17 protein-coding genes are annotated in these 17,699 nt (G+C 68.7%); 9 read left to right on the forward strand and 8 right to left on the reverse strand.

The window, feature by feature from the left end:
* Nucleotides 1-280 precede the first annotated feature (280 nt).
* Entirely contained in the window at nucleotides 281-730 is a 450-nt protein-coding gene (locus AC07TY_RS14130) for a MarR family winged helix-turn-helix transcriptional regulator (RefSeq protein ID WP_123507061.1), read from the forward strand.
* A 71-nt stretch (nucleotides 731-801) separates the two neighbouring features.
* A complete protein-coding gene (locus AC07TY_RS14135) occupies nucleotides 802-2,238 on the forward strand; it encodes an MATE family efflux transporter (RefSeq protein ID WP_494785722.1) in 1,437 nt (478 codons plus the stop codon).
* A 95-nt stretch (nucleotides 2,239-2,333) separates the two neighbouring features.
* Here AC07TY_RS14135 and AC07TY_RS14140 read toward each other — a convergent pair whose 3' ends face one another.
* Nucleotides 2,334-2,726, reverse strand: coding sequence for a Rossmann-fold NAD(P)-binding domain-containing protein (locus tag AC07TY_RS14140; RefSeq protein ID WP_494785723.1), 393 nt, complete (start codon nucleotides 2,724-2,726; stop codon nucleotides 2,334-2,336).
* A gap of 153 nt (nucleotides 2,727-2,879) precedes the next feature.
* Nucleotides 2,880-3,197 (reverse strand): NAD(P)H-binding protein, encoded by a 318-nt coding sequence (locus tag AC07TY_RS14145; RefSeq protein ID WP_494785724.1) that lies wholly within the window; start codon nucleotides 3,195-3,197, stop codon nucleotides 2,880-2,882.
* A gap of 103 nt (nucleotides 3,198-3,300) precedes the next feature.
* Here AC07TY_RS14145 and AC07TY_RS14150 point away from each other — a divergent pair, with 103 nt between their 5' ends.
* A complete protein-coding gene (locus AC07TY_RS14150; protein ID WP_494785725.1) occupies nucleotides 3,301-4,059 on the forward strand; it encodes a TetR/AcrR family transcriptional regulator in 759 nt (252 codons plus the stop codon).
* 180 nt (nucleotides 4,060-4,239) lie between these two features.
* Here AC07TY_RS14150 and AC07TY_RS14155 read toward each other — a convergent pair whose 3' ends face one another.
* From AC07TY_RS14155 to phoU, 5 genes are all read right to left on the reverse strand, one after another.
* On the reverse strand, nucleotides 4,240-5,349 hold the full coding sequence (locus AC07TY_RS14155; RefSeq protein ID WP_123507065.1) for a substrate-binding domain-containing protein: 1,110 nt from the start codon (nucleotides 5,347-5,349) through the stop codon (nucleotides 4,240-4,242).
* Between the two features lie 135 nt (nucleotides 5,350-5,484).
* Complete coding sequence (gene mmsB / locus AC07TY_RS14160; protein ID WP_123507066.1) at nucleotides 5,485-6,810, reverse strand: multiple monosaccharide ABC transporter permease; 1,326 nt, start codon at nucleotides 6,808-6,810, stop codon at nucleotides 5,485-5,487.
* On the reverse strand, nucleotides 6,807-8,351 hold the full coding sequence (gene mmsA / locus AC07TY_RS14165; RefSeq protein ID WP_494785726.1) for a multiple monosaccharide ABC transporter ATP-binding protein: 1,545 nt from the start codon (nucleotides 8,349-8,351) through the stop codon (nucleotides 6,807-6,809). Before mmsA ends, mmsB begins: the two co-directional genes overlap by 4 nt.
* Before the next feature lie 204 nt (nucleotides 8,352-8,555).
* Nucleotides 8,556-9,767 (reverse strand): ROK family transcriptional regulator, encoded by a 1,212-nt coding sequence (locus AC07TY_RS14170; protein WP_488625479.1) that lies wholly within the window; start codon nucleotides 9,765-9,767, stop codon nucleotides 8,556-8,558.
* Nucleotides 9,768-9,874: 107 nt separating this feature from the next.
* Nucleotides 9,875-10,528: a phosphate signaling complex protein PhoU gene (gene phoU, locus AC07TY_RS14175; protein ID WP_123507069.1), complete on the reverse strand. Its 654-nt coding sequence runs from the start codon at nucleotides 10,526-10,528 to the stop codon at nucleotides 9,875-9,877.
* Between the two features lie 235 nt (nucleotides 10,529-10,763).
* Here phoU and AC07TY_RS14180 point away from each other — a divergent pair, with 235 nt between their 5' ends.
* Complete coding sequence (locus tag AC07TY_RS14180; RefSeq protein ID WP_123507070.1) at nucleotides 10,764-11,918, forward strand: sensor histidine kinase; 1,155 nt, start codon at nucleotides 10,764-10,766, stop codon at nucleotides 11,916-11,918.
* A gap of 1 nt (nucleotide 11,919) precedes the next feature.
* Complete coding sequence (locus AC07TY_RS14185) at nucleotides 11,920-12,603, forward strand: response regulator (RefSeq protein WP_123507071.1); 684 nt, start codon at nucleotides 11,920-11,922, stop codon at nucleotides 12,601-12,603.
* Between the two features lie 160 nt (nucleotides 12,604-12,763).
* Here the strand turns inward: AC07TY_RS14185 and AC07TY_RS14190 are convergent, their stop codons facing one another.
* Nucleotides 12,764-13,288, reverse strand: a complete 525-nt coding sequence (locus tag AC07TY_RS14190) for a hypothetical protein (protein WP_488625480.1) — start codon at nucleotides 13,286-13,288, stop codon at nucleotides 12,764-12,766.
* A 125-nt stretch (nucleotides 13,289-13,413) separates the two neighbouring features.
* On the opposite strand from AC07TY_RS14190, the gene AC07TY_RS14195 reads away from it, so the two are divergent.
* Genes AC07TY_RS14195 through rlmB form a run of 4 tightly spaced genes read left to right on the forward strand, consistent with a single transcriptional unit; the run spans nucleotide 13,414 to nucleotide 17,591 of the window.
* Nucleotides 13,414-13,896 carry a CarD family transcriptional regulator gene (locus AC07TY_RS14195; protein ID WP_488625481.1) on the forward strand — a complete coding sequence of 161 codons (483 nt, stop codon included), beginning with the start codon at nucleotides 13,414-13,416 and terminating at the stop codon, nucleotides 13,894-13,896.
* On the forward strand, nucleotides 13,890-15,086 hold the full coding sequence (gene ispD / locus AC07TY_RS14200) for a 2-C-methyl-D-erythritol 4-phosphate cytidylyltransferase (RefSeq protein WP_494785742.1): 1,197 nt from the start codon (nucleotides 13,890-13,892) through the stop codon (nucleotides 15,084-15,086). Before AC07TY_RS14195 ends, ispD begins: the two co-directional genes overlap by 7 nt.
* Nucleotides 15,087-15,138: 52 nt before the next feature.
* The gene (gene cysS, locus AC07TY_RS14205) at nucleotides 15,139-16,557 is read left to right on the forward strand and encodes a cysteine--tRNA ligase (RefSeq protein ID WP_494785727.1); all 1,419 of its coding nucleotides are present in this window, start codon (nucleotides 15,139-15,141) and stop codon (nucleotides 16,555-16,557) included.
* Nucleotides 16,554-17,591 (forward strand): 23S rRNA (guanosine(2251)-2'-O)-methyltransferase RlmB, encoded by a 1,038-nt coding sequence (rlmB, locus tag AC07TY_RS14210; protein ID WP_488625482.1) that lies wholly within the window; start codon nucleotides 16,554-16,556, stop codon nucleotides 17,589-17,591. The genes cysS and rlmB overlap by 4 nt, the downstream gene beginning before the upstream one ends.
* Nucleotides 17,592-17,699: the final 108 nt, after the last annotated feature.

The raw sequence follows: 17,699 nt of genomic DNA on the forward strand, positions 1-17,699 counted from the left end.
ACCGACGCGATGATGCCGAAGATCGCTCGGATGACGAGCACGACGAGCATGATCCCGTGGCCGACGAAGGACACGCCGATGCCGGGCGGCAGCCCCGGGTCGGCGGGCGTGCCGCGGGCGGCGCTGGAGAACGAACGGTCCCGGACGTCGGTGCCCGCCGGGGCTCGAGATGGCCCTCGTCGTCGGGTCGCCGTCCGCCGTGCGACGGCGAAGGCCACCTCGCCACCCGCCAAAGGTTCGAGTATTGACAGTTAGAACTCAAACGGTTAGAGTTCTAACCATGAACGCGGACACCCCACCCCTCACGACCAGCCTGGACCTCCTGCGCTGGATCGGCTGGGCGCAGCGCGAAGCCGGCATGGACTGGATTCGCGAGCGCGAGCTCACGCACGAGCAGAGCTTCGCACTGGGATTCCTCGTTCAGAACCCCGGATCGATCCAGCGCGACATCGCTGCGATCACCCGGACGAGCGCCGCGAGCGTGTCGAGCCTCCTGCAGGGGCTCGAACGGCGAGGGCTCATCGAGCGCCGCACCTCCGGGGGCGACTCGCGCAGCAAGCGCGTGTTCGCCACCCCGGCCGGCGTCGAGCTCATCGACGGATTCGACGTCGCCATGCGCGATGCCGAGGAGTCGATCCTCGCCCCCCTCGACGAGGCCGAGCGTGTCACGCTCCACGACCTGCTCGCCAAGATCACCTCCGTGCTTCCGCAGCCGACCCGGCCCGAGTAGCGCTCCCTCTTACCTCTCTCTTCGTCGGCCCCGTCGACAAGAAGCTTTGCCCTGCCCGGAAAGGAGCAGTCATGAGCACCGAAACCTCCTCCCCGAACGTCGAGACGTCCGCGCGGTCCAACCGGTGGTACCTGTCCAACGCGCCCATGGTGCGTGCCCTCCTGCACCTCTGCGTGCCCATGGCCGCCGCGATGATCGTCGGCGCCGTCTACAACGTCATCAACGCCGGCTTCATCGGCTCGCTCCACGACACCGCCCTCCTCGCCGCAGTCACGTTCGGCTCGCCGATCCTCGGCCTGGTCATGGCCGTCGGCGGCGTCTTCGGCGTCGGCGGAAGCGCACTCATCTCGCGCCTCCTCGGAGCCAGCGAGAACGATCCCGAGAAGGCCGGCGACATCAAGCACGTCGCGTCGTTCGCGGTGTGGGGCGCTGTCGTCGTCGGCGTCGTGCTCGGCGGCCTCGGCCTCGTGCTCCTGCACCCGCTGGTCGGGGTCCTCGGCGCCCACGGGGTGGCCGTCGCACCGACAGCCGCCTTCGTCGGCGTGATGCTGGCGTTCGTGCCCGTGCTGGCCGCCGCGTTCTGCCTCGAGCAGATCGTGCGCGCCGAGGGCGCAGCCCGCCAGGTCATGATCGGCCTGATCGCCTCCACCGTCGCGAACCTCGTGTTCGACGTGCTGTTCATCCTCGTGCTCCACTGGGGCGTCGCAGGCGCCGCTCTGGCGATCGGCCTCTCGAACGTCGTCACCATCGTCTACTTCGTCACCTGGCTCACCCGCCACAGCGAGAACATCAGCCTGGCGCCGAAGTGGTTCAGCCTCTCGCCCGCCATCGTCAAGCCGGTCTTCGGCGTCGGAGTCGGCGAGCTGCTCCAGTCGGCCTTCCTCATCGTCACGTCGCTCGTGCTCAACAACCTCGCCGCCGGCTACGGCGACGGTCCGCTCGCCGCCATGGGAGTCGCCGTCCGCATCGCTCAGGTGCCGGAGTTCCTGGTGATGGGCGTCACGCTAGGCATCCTGCCGCTCCTCGCCTACTCGTTCGGCAAGGGCGACGGCGCTCGTCTCGCCTCGGCGCTCCGAGCCGGCGCACTGACTGTCGGAACGATCACCGTCGTCTCGGCCCTCGTCGTCGTCGTCTTCCGCGACCCGATCTTCTCGGCCTTCGTCAGCGACCCGAAGGTGCTGGCCATCGGCGCCACCATCATGACGGCGCAGCTCGTCGCCATGATCGCCAACGGCTTCACCGGCCTTCTCACCTCGCTCTTCCAAGCGACCGGCCGTGCCACGGCGGCCATCGTCATCTCGATGGCGCAGGGTGTCCTGTTCATCCCGATCGTGATCTTCGGCAACCTCTGGTTCGGCCTCGGCGGAATCATCTGGTCGCTCACCGTCACCGAGATCCTGGTGTTCGTCGCCGCTGTGGTGCTGTGGCTCACATCGCGCCGGGCCATCGCCACGGGTCTCGCCGAGGGCACTCCCGAGCGCGCCGAGGCCACGCTGCAAGAGGCCTGACCTCGTCCATCTGAGTCCCGACACGGGCGCAGGAATCGGCCCCCGCCGTCGCACCCCGCCGGCGGGGGCCGCTCGCGTCTCCGCCGGCGCCCGGCCTAGTGCCCCTGGGGTGCCGGGGCGGCCAGCACGTCGCGCACCGTGACCGGCTGGCGCCCGAGCAGCTCGCCGAGCAGGGGATCGGTGCCGGCGAAGAAGCCCTGGTCGGCGGCCTCGTACATGCCCAGCATGAATCGCGCCAGGAACTCCGGCTGGCCCGCTGCCACCTGACGGGCGACCCACTCCTCCGGGTCGACCACGCGGGTCGTGACCTCGCGGCCGGTCAGCTCGGAGGCGATCGCGGCGACCTCGACGAAGGTGGGGGCGGCGCTCGCCGTGATCGTGACGAGGCCCTCGCGCGGAGTCGCCGCGGTCAGGATATGCGCCGCAGCCTCGGCCGCGTCGCCGCGCGAGGTCCACGAGACGGGTCCGTCGGCGGGCACCTCGATCACTCCGGTCTCGCGCCAGGGGCCGAGCAGCCAGGCGAGGCTGTGGGCATAGAAGCCGTTGCGGAGCGAGGTCCATGCGACGCCGGACTCGGCGAGGAGCTTCTCGGTCGCGTAGTGATCGCGGCCCGGGCCGAACGGGGTATCGGCGGCGGCGCCCTAGTGGCTCGTGTAGAGGATCCGGCCGACGCCCGCGGCTGCGGCGGCGCCGATGGCCGTGCGGTGCAGCTCGACGGCATCGGCGCGGGGGTCGCTGGACGACACGAGCAGCAGCTGGTCGGCGGCGTCGAACGCGGAGGGAAGCGACTTCGCGTCGGCGTAGTCGCCGCGGCGCACGTCGATGCCGAGGTCGGCGAAGCGCTGGGCTTTCGCGACGTCGCGCGCGACGACTGCGAGCTCGGCGGCGGGAACCCTCGTGAGCAGCTGGTCGACGGTCGCGCCGTTCAGCGCGCCGGTGGCTCCGGTGATGACGATCATGGGTGTGCCTCTCGTGCGTTCGACGAATCACCGTTATCGATGAATACCGTGGAACGCTACCATCGGAAACACATTGATAGCAAGACTGCGTTATCGTCGATTCATGACCGAGACCGCCAAGGCCAGCGACCGTGCCGATACACGCACCCGGATCGTCGACGTGGCTGCCCGGCTGCTCCGCGACGAGGGGCCTGTCGCCGTCACGACGCGGGGTGTGGCCCAGGCCGCGGGCGTCCAGGCCCCGACCATCTACCGGATCTTCGGCGACAAGGAGGGCCTGCTCGAGGCCGTCGCCGAGACGGTCATGGAGGCGTTCGTCTCGGCTAAGGCGGCGGTCGTGGCCGATGCCGAGGCCGGCGACATCGATCCGCTCGTCGACCTTCGCGCGGGCTGGACGGCTCAGCTCGAGTTCGGACTGTCGAGCCCGGCCCTCTTCTCCCTGCTCAGCGACCCGTTGCGGGTGCGCCACTCGCCGTCCGCGAAGGCCGGGCAGCGCGTGCTCGAGGCGAGGCTCCACCGCGTAGCGCTCACCGGGCGGCTCCGCGTCAGCGAGAGCCGTGCCGTCGACATGATCAGCTCGGCGGGCGTCGGCGCGATCACCACGACGCTGGCGCGCGGCCCGGTCGGCGACGCTCGGGCCGGCGTCCTCGAGCGCTACGACCTCGGCACCGCCGACGCGATGTACGAGGCCGTGCTGGCTCAGATCCTGACCGACGCGCCGGCGCGCCCGGCCGCAGACGCAGGCGTCCTGGCCGCTGCGGTGGCCCTGCGTGCTGTCGCGCCCTCGCTCGAGTCGCTGTCGGTGCCGGAGCGCGAGCTGCTGGGCGAGTGGCTCGACCGCGAGATCGCCGCGCGGCAGTAAGGGGCGCTTCGGCGGGCGCCCGCCGGAACGGGCAGGCCTCCGGGGGTGAGCCCGAACGGAGGAGTACCCGCCGATGACGGCTCAGCTGATCGACGGCAGGCAGTTCCTGCGCCCGTGCCTCGACGCGAGGACCCCCGCCCGGCCGAAGCCGAGCGGGGGTCCTGTGCGAGCCGGGAGGTGTTACTGACCGGCCTTGGCCAGCGCCTCGAGGGTCGAGTTGTTGGCGTACTCCTTCACCGCGTTGTCCTTGGTGATGAGGATCGGGGTCAGCTCGATGGCCGGAACCGTCTTGACGCCGTTGTAGTTGTTCTTCTTGTCGAGCACCGTCTTCGGCTTGTCGCCCTTCGACAGGGTGGTGACGAGGTCGACCGCGGCCTGAGCCTCGGTGTCGGTGTTCTTGTAGATGGTCGAGTACTGCGTGCCGTTCATGATGAGCGGGATCGACGCGGTCTCGGAGTCCTGACCCGTGACGACCGGGTTGGGCTTTCCAGCGGACTTCGTGGCCTGCAGGATCGCACGGCCCAGGGTGTCGTTGGGGGAGAGGACGCCGTCGAGCTTCGTCGAACCGGAGTAGTCGGCCTGGAGCAGGTTGCTCATGCGCGACTGGGCGTTCTGAGCGAGCCAGCCCTGCGTCGAGACCTGCTTGAAGGTGGTCTGCTTCGAGACGACCTTGAGCGTGCCGTCGTCGATCTTCGGCTGGAGCACGTCCATGGCGCCGTTGAAGAACACCGGGGCGTTGGCGTCGTCGGGCGAACCGGCGAACAGCTCGATGTTGTACGGGCCGTCGCCCTTCAGCTTGGCGAGACCGTCGAGGAGCGCCTGGCCCTGCAGCTGGCCGACCTTGAAGTTGTTGAACGCGACGTAGTAGTCGACGTTCTTCGTGCCGGTGATGTTGCGGTCCCATGCGATGACGGGGATGCCGGCGTCCTTGGCCTGCTTGACCTGGGTGCCGAGCTGCGAGCCGTCCTGGGCGGCGATGATGATCGCCTTGTCGCCCTTGGTGACCATGCCCGAGATCTGGTTCTGCTGGTCGGTGACCGTCGACGAGGCGGCGGCGTACTGCACGTCGGCCTTGAAGCCGGCGGCGGCGAGCGACTTCTCGAACGCGGCCTTGGCGAGCACCCAGTTCTGCGAGGTCTTGGCGGGCAGCGCGACGCCGATGGTCGAGCCCTTGGGGATGTCGACCGACGAACCCGAGTCCGAGCCGCCGCGGGCGGTTCCGGAGCACGAGGTCAGCGTGACGACGGTCAGAGCAGCGACCGCGAGGCCGCCGATGAGCTGTTTCTTCATTGAAAGGCTTCTTTCATTTCTGTGGTGGTGTGCGCCTGGGCGCACGTGGTGTGGGTGCTGGTGCATCCGGTGCTGTGGGACGAGTGGTGCATCCCGTGTTTCTGCTGGTGCCTGAGGGGCCTGCGAGTGCGCCGCTCAGGGAAGCAAAACCTGTGAGTCCTGGTCGATCGACTGCGGCTGCGCGCCGGAGCCCTTCAGGCCGCCGGACGTGGGCCCGTCGTCCTTCTTGTTCTTGCGACCGAAGCCGCGGGTCAGGTAGCCGGTGATCGACGGGCGGCCCTGAGTCTTGTTGTAGACGTCGAACGCGACGGCGATCAGGAGGACGAGACCGCGGATGATCTGGACCAGGTTGGTGTCGATGCCCTTGAGCGAGAGGCCGTTGGCCAGGAACGCGAGGACGAGACCACCGATGATCGAGGCGACGACGGTTCCGACGCCACCCGCGACCGCGGCTCCGCCGACGAAGACGGCGGCGATCGCGTCGAGCTCCCAACCGGTTCCGTCAGCCGGGCCGGACGAACCCGAGTAGCCGACGAAGACCATGCCGGCGACGGCGGCGAGCACCGACATGTTGAGCATGACGAGGAAGTTGACGCGGCGCGAGTTGACGCCCGAGAGGACGGCGGCGTTCGAGTTGCCGCCGACTGCGTAGAGGTGGCGGCCGAAGGTGGTGGTGTTCGTGACGAAGCCGTAGATGATGACGAGCACGCCGAGGATGATCGCGACGATCGGGACGGACGTGTTGGGGCGACCCGAGGCGAACAGGATGGTGGCGTAGGCGGTGACGCCGCCGAGCACGACGATGCGGACGATGCTGGTCCACAGCGGAGCCGGCTGCGCGCCCATCTTGACGCGGTTGTTGCGGGCACGGAACTCGAAGATGACGATCGCGACGATCGTGACGATGCCGAGGAGCAGGGTGCCGTTGCTGAAGCCGGTGTTGGGGCCGAAGTCGCTGATGTAGCCGTTGCCGATGTTCTGGAAGTCGTCGGGCACCGGCACAGCGGTCGAGTTGCCGATGGCCTGGTTCGCGCCTCGGAAGATCAGCTGACCGGCGAGGGTCACGATGAACGCGGGGACTCGCACGTAGGCGACCCAGAAGCCCTGCCATGCGCCGACGAGCACGCCGACCACGAGGCCGAGGATGATCGCGGCCCACCACGACCAGTGCCAGACCGCCATGGCCTGCGCCACGATGATGCCGACGAACGCCGCGACGGAGCCGACCGACAGGTCGATGTGACCGGCGACGATGACCATCACCATGCCGATGGCCAGGATCAGGATGTACGAGTACTGCTGGAAGACGTTGATCACGTTTCCGGGAGCGAGGGTGTTGCCACCGGTCCAGATCTGGAAGCCGATGATGATCACGATCAGCGCGATGATCATGCCGTACTGGCTGATCCCGCCCCCCTTGTTGCCGAGGATGCTGTCGATGTTCTTCTTGATGTTCGTCATCGAACCGTTGTCCTTTTCGAGGTCATGCTCACCATCAGCGACTCGGGGTCGGCCTCGGCTGCGGTCAATTCATTGGTGATGGAGCCTTCGAAGATCGTGTAGATGCGATCCGAGAGGCCGAGGAGCTCCGGGAGCTCGGAGGAGATGAGGATCACGGCTTTGCCCTGGGCCGCGAGGTCCTGGATGATGCCGTAGATCTCGAACTTGGCGCCCACGTCGATGCCGCGGGTCGGCTCGTCGAGGATCAGCAGGTCGGGGTCGGTGAACATCCACTTGGCGAGGACGACCTTCTGCTGGTTGCCGCCCGACAGCTTCGAGACGCCCTGGTCGACGCTCGAGGCCTTGGTGCGGAGGCTGCGGCGGTAGCGCTCGGAGACCTCGTACTCCTCGACCGAGGAGACGACGCCGTTGTGCGTGATCTTGGGGAGGCCCGCGGCGACCGTCGATCGCTTGATCGTGTCGAGCAGGTTCAGGCCGAGGGCCTTGCGGTCTTCGGAGACGTAGCCGATGCCGTTCTTGATGGCGTGGGCCACCGTGTCGGTGCGGATCTCGCGGCCGTCCTTGTAGACCTCGCCCGACACGAAGGTGCCGTACGAGTGGCCGAAGATGCTCATCGCGAGCTCGGTGCGACCGGCGCCCATGAGGCCGGCGAAGCCGACGATCTCGCCCCGGCGGACGAAGAAGTTCTCGCTCTTGCAGACGAGGCGCTCGGGGTCGAGCGGGTGGCGCACCGTCCAGTTGGTGACCTCGAAGAACTTCTCGCCGATGTTCGGCGTGCGGTCGGGGAAGCGGCTCTCGAGCGAGCGGCCGACCATGCCGCGGATGATGCGGTCTTCGTTGACGCCGTCGGCCTTGACGTCGAGCGACTCGATCGTCTTGCCGTCGCGGAGGATCGTGATGGTGTCAGCGATCTGCTCGATCTCGTTCAGCTTGTGGCTGATCATGATCGAGGTGATGCCGCGGGCCTTGAGGCCGACGATGAGGTCGAGGAGGTGCTGCGACTCCTGCTCGTTCAGCGCGGCGGTGGGCTCGTCGAGGATGAGCAGCTTGACGCTCTTGTTGAGGGCTTTCGCGATCTCGACGAGCTGCTGCTTGCCGACGCCGAGCGATTTGATCTTCTGGTCGGGGTTCTCGGTGAGTCCGACGCGGGCCAGCAGGTCTTTCGCCGTGCGCTGGGCTTCGATCCAGTTGATGACGCCGCGCTTGCCGGGCTCGTTGCCGAGAAAGATGTTCTCGGTGATCGACAGCTCGGGGATGAGCGCGAGCTCCTGGTGGATGATCACGATGCCTGCGGCCTCGGACTGCTTGATGCCCGAGAACTGGGCGACCTGCGACTCGTAGACGATGTCGCCCGAGTACGTCCCGAAGGGGTAGACGCCCGAGAGGACCTTCATCAGGGTCGACTTGCCTGCACCGTTCTCGCCGCAGATCGCGTGGATCTCGCCGGCCTTCACGGTCAGGTTCACGTCAGAGAGGGCCTTCACACCAGGGAACTCCTTGGTGATCGAGCGCATCTCGAGGATGGTTGGTGAACCAGCCATTGTGCACCGCCATTTTTCTAAAGACATCGTTGTCGGGTTGAGCTTCGTCGCCCCGCTGGCCACTTGGCCCGGGATCACAGTAGGCCGATCCGGCGCTGGCGTCAAAAGGTTAACGCAACGAATTTGTAACGGCTTCACGAACCTCTGCCATTGGGAGCGCTCACATTCGGTCTACTCCCGTTGCGGCCTGAAGGCGAGCAAGGTTCAGATAACGCGGACTGCCGCCTGGTGGAAGACCAGGGCCGCGGCGCCCAGCGCCTCGCCCCGATCGTCGAGCGTGGAGGCCACGATCTCGGTCGCGTCGCGGACCAGCGGCAGGACGTGACGCGCGAACGAGCGCGAGATCGGCTCGAGGAGGGTGTCGCCGAGCACGGCCAGGGGGCCGCCGAGCACGATCACCTCCGGGCTGATGATGCTGGCGAGGTCGCCGACCACGCGGCCGATGAGACGGCCGGCATCCTCGATGACGCGCAGGGCCGCCACGTCGCCCGCCTGGACCGAGGCGACGAGCTGCTCCGTCGACTGGATGGGCGTGACGGTGCCGAGCCGGTCGAGCATGGCGGTGATCGAGGCCTCTGCCTCGAGGCAGCCGCGGTTGCCGCAGCGGCAGGCCTGACCGTCGGGCACGACCTGCACGTGCCCGACCTCGCCGGTCACGCCGGTGGCCCCGTTGAACGGCTGCCCGTTCAGGATGAGCCCGGCACCGATGCCGGAGCCCACCTTGAGGTACACGAGATTGCGGGTGCCGCCGTAGAGCCCCCAGATCGTCTCGGCGACGCTGCCGAGGTTGGCGTCGTTGTCGAGCACGACGGGTACGCCGAGGCGGTCCTCGAGCTCGACGACCACGTCGACGAACGCCCACTCGGCCCAGACGGTGCCGATCACGGGCATGAGGTCGCGGCGGTCGATCGATCCCGGGATGCCGACGCCGACACCCGAGAGCGCCTCCCACGAGACCCCCGTCTGCTCCATCAGGCGAGTGAGGACCTGCTTGGCGACGTCGAAGCCGTGGCGCGGATCGTACTTCTGCTCGAGGACGACGTTCTCCTCGGCCGCGATCGTGTAGTCGGGGTAGACGAGCACGACCCTGAGGTGCCGGCGGCCGAAGCCGATCCCCGCGGCGACCGTGCCGTTCTGGGTGATGAGCTGCACCGACACCGCTCTGCGGCCGGAACTGGTCGTCGGGGTGAGACTGACCATGCCGTTCTTCGCCATGTACGTGACGATGTTGGAGATGGTCGCGGTGCTGAGGCCGGTGCTGCGGGCGAGGTCCGCCTGAGTAGATGCCCCGACGCGCATGAGCGTCTCGACGACACGCTGCTGATTGCGCTTGCGGAGGGAGGTCTGCGAGCCGGGACTCTGCCCGGCAGGCGGGAACTGCCTGCGGTCCGCCGGTGGACCTTGGAGATTTGACACGCTCGAATCATTGCCCTCGAAATGTCTGTCGTCAAGACTTGAACGCAAACCGAGACGCAACTGAAAAGGGCCTCGAGCAGTGCTCGAGGCCCCCGTTTCCCGCGGACCTAGACCTCGGCGCCGACCCAGTCGCCGGTCGCGAGATACTGGACCTTCTTGGCGATCGAGACCGCGTGGTCGGCGAAGCGCTCGTGGTAGCGGCTGGCCAGCGTGGCGTCGACAGTGTCGGCCGGAGCGCCCTTCCAGGTCTCGCCGAGCACCTTGTCGAAGACGCTCAGGTGCAGCTCGTCGATGCGGTCGTCGTCGTTGCGGATCTCCTCGGCGAGACGCATGTCTTCGGTGGTGAGGAGCTCGGTGAGCTTCTTCGCGATCGCGACATCGAGCTGGCCGAGCTCGGTGAACGTGGGGCGGAGGCTCTTCGGCACGACCTTCTCGGGGAAGCGGTAGCGGGCGAGCTGAGCGATGTGCTCGGCCATGTCGCCCATGCGCTCGAGCGAGGCCGAGATGCGGAGGGCGCTGACGACGATGCGGAGGTCGCGGGCGACCGGCTGCTGGCGGGCCAGGATGTCGATGGCGAGCTCGTCGAGGCTGATGGCGAGGGAGTCGATCCGCTCGTCGTCCACGATGACCTGCTCGGCCAGGCTGACGTTCGACTCGCCGAACGCGCGCGTGGCGTTCTCGATCGAGACGGCAACCATCGACGAGATCTCTACGAGCCGCTCCTGGACCTCCTGGAGCTCTAGCTGGAATACCTCGCGCATTGTCTTGGTCGACCCTTTCGTTGCGGCATGCCGCATGGTGCGGGGCGTCCTGGTTCAGGACGCGCCCGTCAAGAATTATCTGTCTCGATCCGCAGAATCTCGCCCGCGCAGTGTGACCGAGCCTCCACCGCCCAGGTTAACGACCGGTGAGCCGCAGGAGAACAGTCTCCAACCTAGTGCGGTCGCCGACACCGCGGCACTGGCGGTCCACCTGCTGTTCACTAACCTGAGAACCATGTACTCCCCCTGGCTGGTGCCGATCTCCCTGGCATTCGGCATCGTCATCGGCGCGGGGCTCGTTCTCCTGATCTTCTTTGCGGCCGAACGCGGTCGTCGGGCTCGTGCTCTCAGCGACGTGTCCCTTCCCGATGGCGTCGGCGCCATCCTCGACGCGCTCGACACCGCCGGCTTCGTCGTCGATCCGTCGAACAACGTCCAGAAGGCCTCCGCGATGGCTATCGCCCACGGCCTCGTCGCGATGCAGCAGGTGTCGCACTCGGAGATGGTCGACCTCATCGAGCGGGCGCGGCTCTCGGAGGACCCGGTGACCGAAGACCTCCTGATCGCGCGCACCCTCCGCCAGGAGACCGACCTGCGGATGCACGTCCGGGCCGCCCGGCTCGGTACGCGCTACGTACTGGTCCTCGCTCAGGACAACACGGAGTCGCACCGCCTCGAGGAGGTCCGTCGCGACTTCGTGGCGAACATCAGCCACGAGCTCAAGACTCCGATCGGCGCGGTCGGCCTCCTGGCCGAGGCCCTCGAGCAGGCCGCCGACGACGAGGAGCAGGTGCGCTACTTCGCCAAGAGCCTCACTCGCGAGTCGCTCCGACTCGGACGCCTGACGCAGGACATCATCGAGCTCTCGCGCCTGCAGGCGGTCGATCCGCTGTCCGAGCCGTCGATCGTCGACATCCGCACAGTCATCCGGGCGGCCGTCGAGCGCAATCGCGTCGAGGCTGACGCGCGAGGGATCGAGATCCTCGCCCGCGGCGGCAAGAAGGCCACCGTGGTCGGCAACGCCGATCAGCTGGCCATGGCCGTCCACAACCTCGTGGCGAACGCCGTCCACTACTCGCCCGACGGCTCGCGGATAGGCATCGGCGCGACGATCACCGACCAGGGGATCGTCGAGGTCGCGGTCACCGACCAGGGCGACGGCATCTCCGATGCCGACCGCGAGCGCATCTTCGAGCGCTTCTACCGGGTCGACCCTGCGCGGTCGCGTCGCACCGGCGGCACCGGCCTGGGCCTCGCGATCGTCAAGCACGTGGTGCAGAATCACGGCGGCGACATCCGCCTGTGGTCGCAGCTCGGCTCCGGATCCACCTTCACCATCCGTCTTCCCGAGGCCTCAACGGCCACGGTCCCCGTCCGAGGAGACAACTGACATGCCCACCCACATCCTGATCGTCGAAGACGAAGAATCCCTGAGCGAGCCCCTCGCGTTCATCCTGGAGCGTGAGGGCTACCAGATCACGGTCGCCGACGACGGCCCCAAGGCGCTCGCGGCGTTCGACCGGGAGGGCGCCGACCTCGTGCTGCTCGACCTGATGCTGCCGGGACTGCCGGGCACCGAGGTCTGCCGCGAGCTGCGCAACCGCTCGCAGGTGCCGATCGTCATGCTGACCGCCAAGGACAGCGAGGTCGACATCGTGGTGGGGCTCGAGCTCGGCGCCGACGACTACGTCACCAAGCCGTACTCGACGCGCGAGCTGCTGGCTCGCATCCGGGCCGTCCTTCGCCGCCGCGTCGACCTCGAGGAGCTGAGCGACTCGACCCTGACCGCCGGCGAGATTTCGATGGACGTCGAGCGCCACGTCGTCACGGTCCGCGGCACGGACATCGCCATGCCGCTGAAGGAGTTCGAGCTCCTCGAGCTGCTCATGCGCAACGCCGGCCGCGTCCTGACCCGCGGTCAGCTCATCGACCGCGTCTGGGGGTCCGACTACTTCGGCGACACCAAGACCCTCGACGTGCACATCAAGCGCATCCGCTCGAAGATCGAGTCCGTCCCCTCCGAGCCCAAGGCGCTCGTGACGGTCCGCGGTCTCGGCTATCGCATCGAGGCCTGACCGCTCGGGTCGGCGGGGGTTCGTCGGCTTCGGGGCGTCTCCGGAGACGCGCCGAAGCCGACGGGCACCCGCCCAAGCACCCGGGCGCACCGCGCAGGACGATGAAGGCCCCCACCGCGAGGTGGGGGCCTTCGTGAGAAGTGCGGGGGTGGGCTGATCGCTACGGAGCCGGCGTCGCCGAGTCGGTCGGCACGACGTCATTGGTCGCGACCGGCGACGGGAGGAGCGTCGCGTACTCGGCGAACGAGCCGTCGAGCACGGGCACCTTGAGGTCTTTGCCGGTGGACGAGCCGTACTGGATGTAGACCTTGAGGAGGGAGCCGGCCTGCTCGCCGATGCCGTTCATCAGGATCTGCTCGTCACCGCCCTGCGTGCCGCGGCTGACGGTCTCGCCGGCCGGGACGTCGACGCTCACGGTCTTCGGCGACCCGAGCGACTCGTACTGGATCTTCACGTTGGCGTCGGAGGAGCCCTCGTTGAGCAGCGTGACGCTGAGGCTGGCCTCGTCGCCGTTGTCGGTGAACACGATCGCGTTGCGGACCTCGACGTCGCCGACGTTGATGCTGACCCCGTCGCTCGCGTCGTAGTGCTCGGTGGTGGCCTGGGGGCTGATGAAGTTGCAGCCCGCGGTGAGGACCATCACGGCTCCGGCAATGACGACGGCTGCCGTGGTGCGTGCTCTCACAGGTTCCTCCAGAACGGGTTTCGAATGCTCCCCCAGCCTAGCCTAGAGCGGCCCTCGTCGATGTCACGGGCGGGTCTGGTAGGGCGCCCGCATGGTAATCTGGGCCACCGGAACGGAGCCCCAGCATGCAGTTCGAGGTCGGCGAGACCGTCGTCTATCCGCACCACGGTGCGGCAGAGATCACGGCTGTCAAGACGCGCGTCATCAAGGGCGCAGAGAAGCTGTACCTCACCCTCAAGGTCACGCAGGGCGACCTCGTCATCGAGGTCCCGGCCGAGAACGTCGACCTGGTGGGCGTCCGCGACGTCATCGGCCGCGAGGGCGTCGAGCAGGTGTTCGACGTGCTGCGCGCTTCCTTCACCGAAGAGCCCACGAACTGGTCGCGTCGCTACAAGGCGAACGTCGAGAAGCTGGCCTCCGGCGACGTCATCAAGGTCTCCGAGGTCGTCCGCGACCTGTGGCGCCGTGACCACGACAAGGGCCTCTCCGCCGGCGAGAAGAGCATGCTCGCGAAGGCGCGGCAGATCCTGGTGTCCGAGCTCGCCCTGGCCGAGAACACCGACGAGGCGGCGGCCGAGACCGTCCTCGACGAGGTCCTCGCATCGTAGGCGAAGCTCCGAGCCGCGCGGTCGTCGTCGTCGCCGCCGGCAGCGGCACCCGCCTGGCGCAGGGGCTCCCGAAGGCGTTCGTCGAGGTCGCCGGCCGCACGATCCTCGAGTGGTCGATCCGCGGCATCCTCCGGTGCCCGGTGCCGTACCAGATCGTCCTCGTCGTCCCGCCGAGCCTGACGACCCGGGCGCAGGAACTCGCCGCCACCACCGCCGGCCACGCCGCCCCGCTCGTCACCGTCGTCGCGGGCGGCCCCTCCCGCCAGGCCTCCGTGGCGGCCGGCCTCGCCGCCGTCGCCCCCGCGGTCACCACCGTCCTGGTTCACGATTCGGCGCGCTGCTTCACGCCGCCCGCCCAGTTCGAGGCGGTCGCCCTGATGGTCGAGCAGACGGGTGGGGGCGTCGTTCCCGGGCTCCCGGTCAGCGACACGATCAAGCGCATCACATCCTCGGGCCTCGTCGCCGAGACCGTCGACCGGTCGGAGCTCGTCGCGATGCAGACGCCTCAGGGCTTCCCGCGGGCGGCGCTCGACGCCGCGTACGCCGAAGCGGAGGTCGACCACACCGACGACGCGGCCCTCTTCTCCGCCGCCGGGCACGACGTCGTCGTCGTCGAGGGCTCGCACGACGCGTTCAAGATCACGACGCCGTGGGACTTGCAGCGAGCCGAGATGCTCGCCGGGGGCAGTGCGGTTCCTGCGCCCGATGCCCCTGTCGAGCACCGCGTCGGCGTCGGTATCGACGTGCACGGCTTCGACGCCGACCAGACGCTTCGCCTCGGCACGCTCGACTGGCCGGGCGAGCCCGGGCTGGCGGGGCACAGCGACGGCGACGCGGTCGCGCACGCCATGGTCGACGCGATCCTGTCGGCGGCCGGGCTGGGCGACATCGGGTCGCGGTTCGGAACGGCCGATCCGCGCTACGCCGGTGCGTCGGGCGCCGTCTTCCTGGAGGGGACGCTCGAGCTGCTCGCCGAGGCCGGAGCCCGGATCGTGAACGTGTCGGTGCAGGTCGTCGGCAATCGCCCGCGCCTCGCTGTACGCCGCATGGAGATGGAGGCGGCCCTCACCGCGGTAGTCGGCGCTCCCGTCTCGGTCTCGGCGACGACGACCGACGGCCTCGGGTTCACCGGTCGCGGCGAGGGCGTGACAGTCATCGCCACGGCGCTCGTCGAGGTCGCCGCCCGCTGAGCGGTCCATGCCGGCGCTGCCTCGCGAGCCGCACGCCGATTAGGCTGTGGCGGTGACCATTCGCCTCTACGATTCCCGCGCGCAGTCGATCACCGACTTCGTCCCGCTCGTCGACGGTGAAGTGGGCCTGTACGTCTGCGGCCCGACGGTGCAGTCGTCGCCGCACATCGGCCACCTCCGCTCGGCTCTCGTCTACGACCTGTGGCGCCGCTGGTTCACCTACCGCGGGCTGCGCGTCACGCTGGTGCGCAACGTGACCGACATCGACGACAAGATCCTGAACCTCGCCGCCGACACCGCGGAGGAGTGGTGGGCGCGCGCCTACCGCTACGAGCTCGAATTCACCGCCGGCTACACGGCGCTGGGCATCCTGCCGCCGACCTACGAGCCGCGCGCGACGGCGAGCGTCTCCGAGATGCAGGCCATCGTCGCGACTCTCATCGAGCGCGGCCATGCCTACCCGGCGCCCGACGGCTCGGGCGACGTCTACTTCGACACGGTCTCGTGGCCGACCTACGGCGCACTGACCAATCAGAAGCTCGACGACATGGTGTCGGCGACCGACGCCGATCCGCGCGGCAAGCGCGACTCGCGCGACTTCGCGCTCTGGAAGGGCACCAAGGCCGGCGAGCCCGAGTCGGCGAGCTGGGAGTCGCCGTGGGGCCCGGGCCGCCCGGGCTGGCACATCGAGTGCTCCGCCATGTCGAAGCGCTACCTGGGCGCCGCGTTCGACATCCACGGTGGCGGGCTCGACCTGCGCTTCCCGCACCACGAGAACGAGCTGGCGCAGTCGACGGCCGCGGGCGACGACTTCGCGCACCACTGGATGCACAACGGCCTCGTGAACGTCGACGGCCAGAAGATGTCGAAGTCGCTGGGCAACTCGATCTTCGCATCGGAGTTCCTGGCCATGGCGCGCCCCATCGTGGTCCGCTACTTCCTCGCGGCGGCGCACTACCGCTCGACGATCGACTACCACGACGGCGCCCTCGAAGAGGCCGAGGCCGCACTCGACCGCGTCGAGGTGTTCCTCGGCCGGGCCGGTCGCCGCCTGGCCGGCACCCGCTTCGTCGGAGTCGGCAGCCGGGTCGTGTCCGACGCCTTCGCCGAGGCCATGGACGACGACCTCAACGTGCCCCAGGCCCTCGGCGCCCTGCACGACAGCGTCCGCCGCGGCAACGCGGCCCTCGACGACGACGACCTCGACACCGCCGCGCGCGAATGGCAGCACACCCGTGCCATGGTGGAGGTCCTCGGGCTCGACCCGTACGCTCCCGAGTGGAGGGGGTCCGACGAGGGCGCCGCGCACACCGCGCTGGCCACCCTGGTCGACAAGCTGCTCGAGGCTCGCAACAGCGCCCGAGCCGCCAAGGATTTCGCGAACGCCGACCGCATTCGAGCCGACCTGGCCGCTGCGGGCATCACGATCGAAGACAGCCCCTCGGGGTCGCATTGGAGTCTTGAACAATGAAGAACACGTCAGGTGAGCGCAAGGGTCGCCCGGGCGCCGTCCGCCAGGGCGGCAAGGGCAAGCAGGTCGGGTCCGGCGGCCAGGGTCGCCAGGCCCTCGAGGGCAAGAAGCCCACGCCGAAGGCCGAAGACCGTCCGTACCACCCCGCCGGAAAGCGCAAGGCGGCGCAGGATCGCCTGGCCTCCGCCCGCGGCAAGGCCGGCAGCCAGGCTGAGCGTCCGATCCGCACGGCCCGGACCGCCGTCGACCGCACCGTTCCGCCGCGCTCGAAGAAGGCCTCCGACGACAGCGAGATCGTGACCGGCCGCAACTCGGTGCTCGAGGCCCTGCGCGCGCGCATCCCCGCGTCGACGCTCTACATCGCCGCTCGCCTCGAGATGGACGACCGCGTCAAGGAGGTGCTGACGCTGGCTACCCGTCGCGGCATCCCCGTGCTGGAGGTCATGCGCCCGGAGCTCGACCGCCTCACCGGCCCCGACTCGGTGCACCAGGGTCTCGCGCTCAAGGTGCCGCCCTACGAGTACGCGCACCCGATGGAGCTGCTCGAGCAGACGCGTCGCCGCGGTCAGAAGCCGCTGTTCGTCGCGCTCGACGGCATCACCGACCCGCGCAACCTCGGCGCGATCATCCGCTCCGTCGCGGCGTTCGGCGGTCAGGCCGTCATCGTGCCCCAGCGCCGCAGCGTCGGAGTGACCGCGTCGGCGTGGAAGACGTCGGCGGGTGCCGCTGCCCGCGTCCCGGTGGCCATGGCGTCGAACCTCACGCAGACCCTGAAGTCGTTCAAAGAGGCGGGCGTGTTCGTGCTCGGCCTCGACGGCGGCGGCGACGTGCAGCTCCCCGGGCTCGAGCTCGCCGATCAGCCCCTCGTCATCGTTGTCGGCTCGGAGGGCAAGGGCCTGTCGCGCATCGTCACCGAGACCTGCGACGCCATCGTGTCCGTGCCGATCACCGCTGCGGCCGAGAGCCTCAACGCCGGTATCGCCGCCAGCGTCACCCTCTACGAGATCAGCAAGCTGCGGGCCGAACGCAAGTAGCCCCGTACATTCACGGAGATTCTGCCTGCGCCGGGCCGGTCGTGCTGACCGGGCTAGCGGCCGGCCGAGAAACTCCGTGAATTTCGGGGCGGGGGCGAGTTCCTGCGC

The organism is Frondihabitans sp. GW821-FHT04F02 (assembly GCF_059420045.1).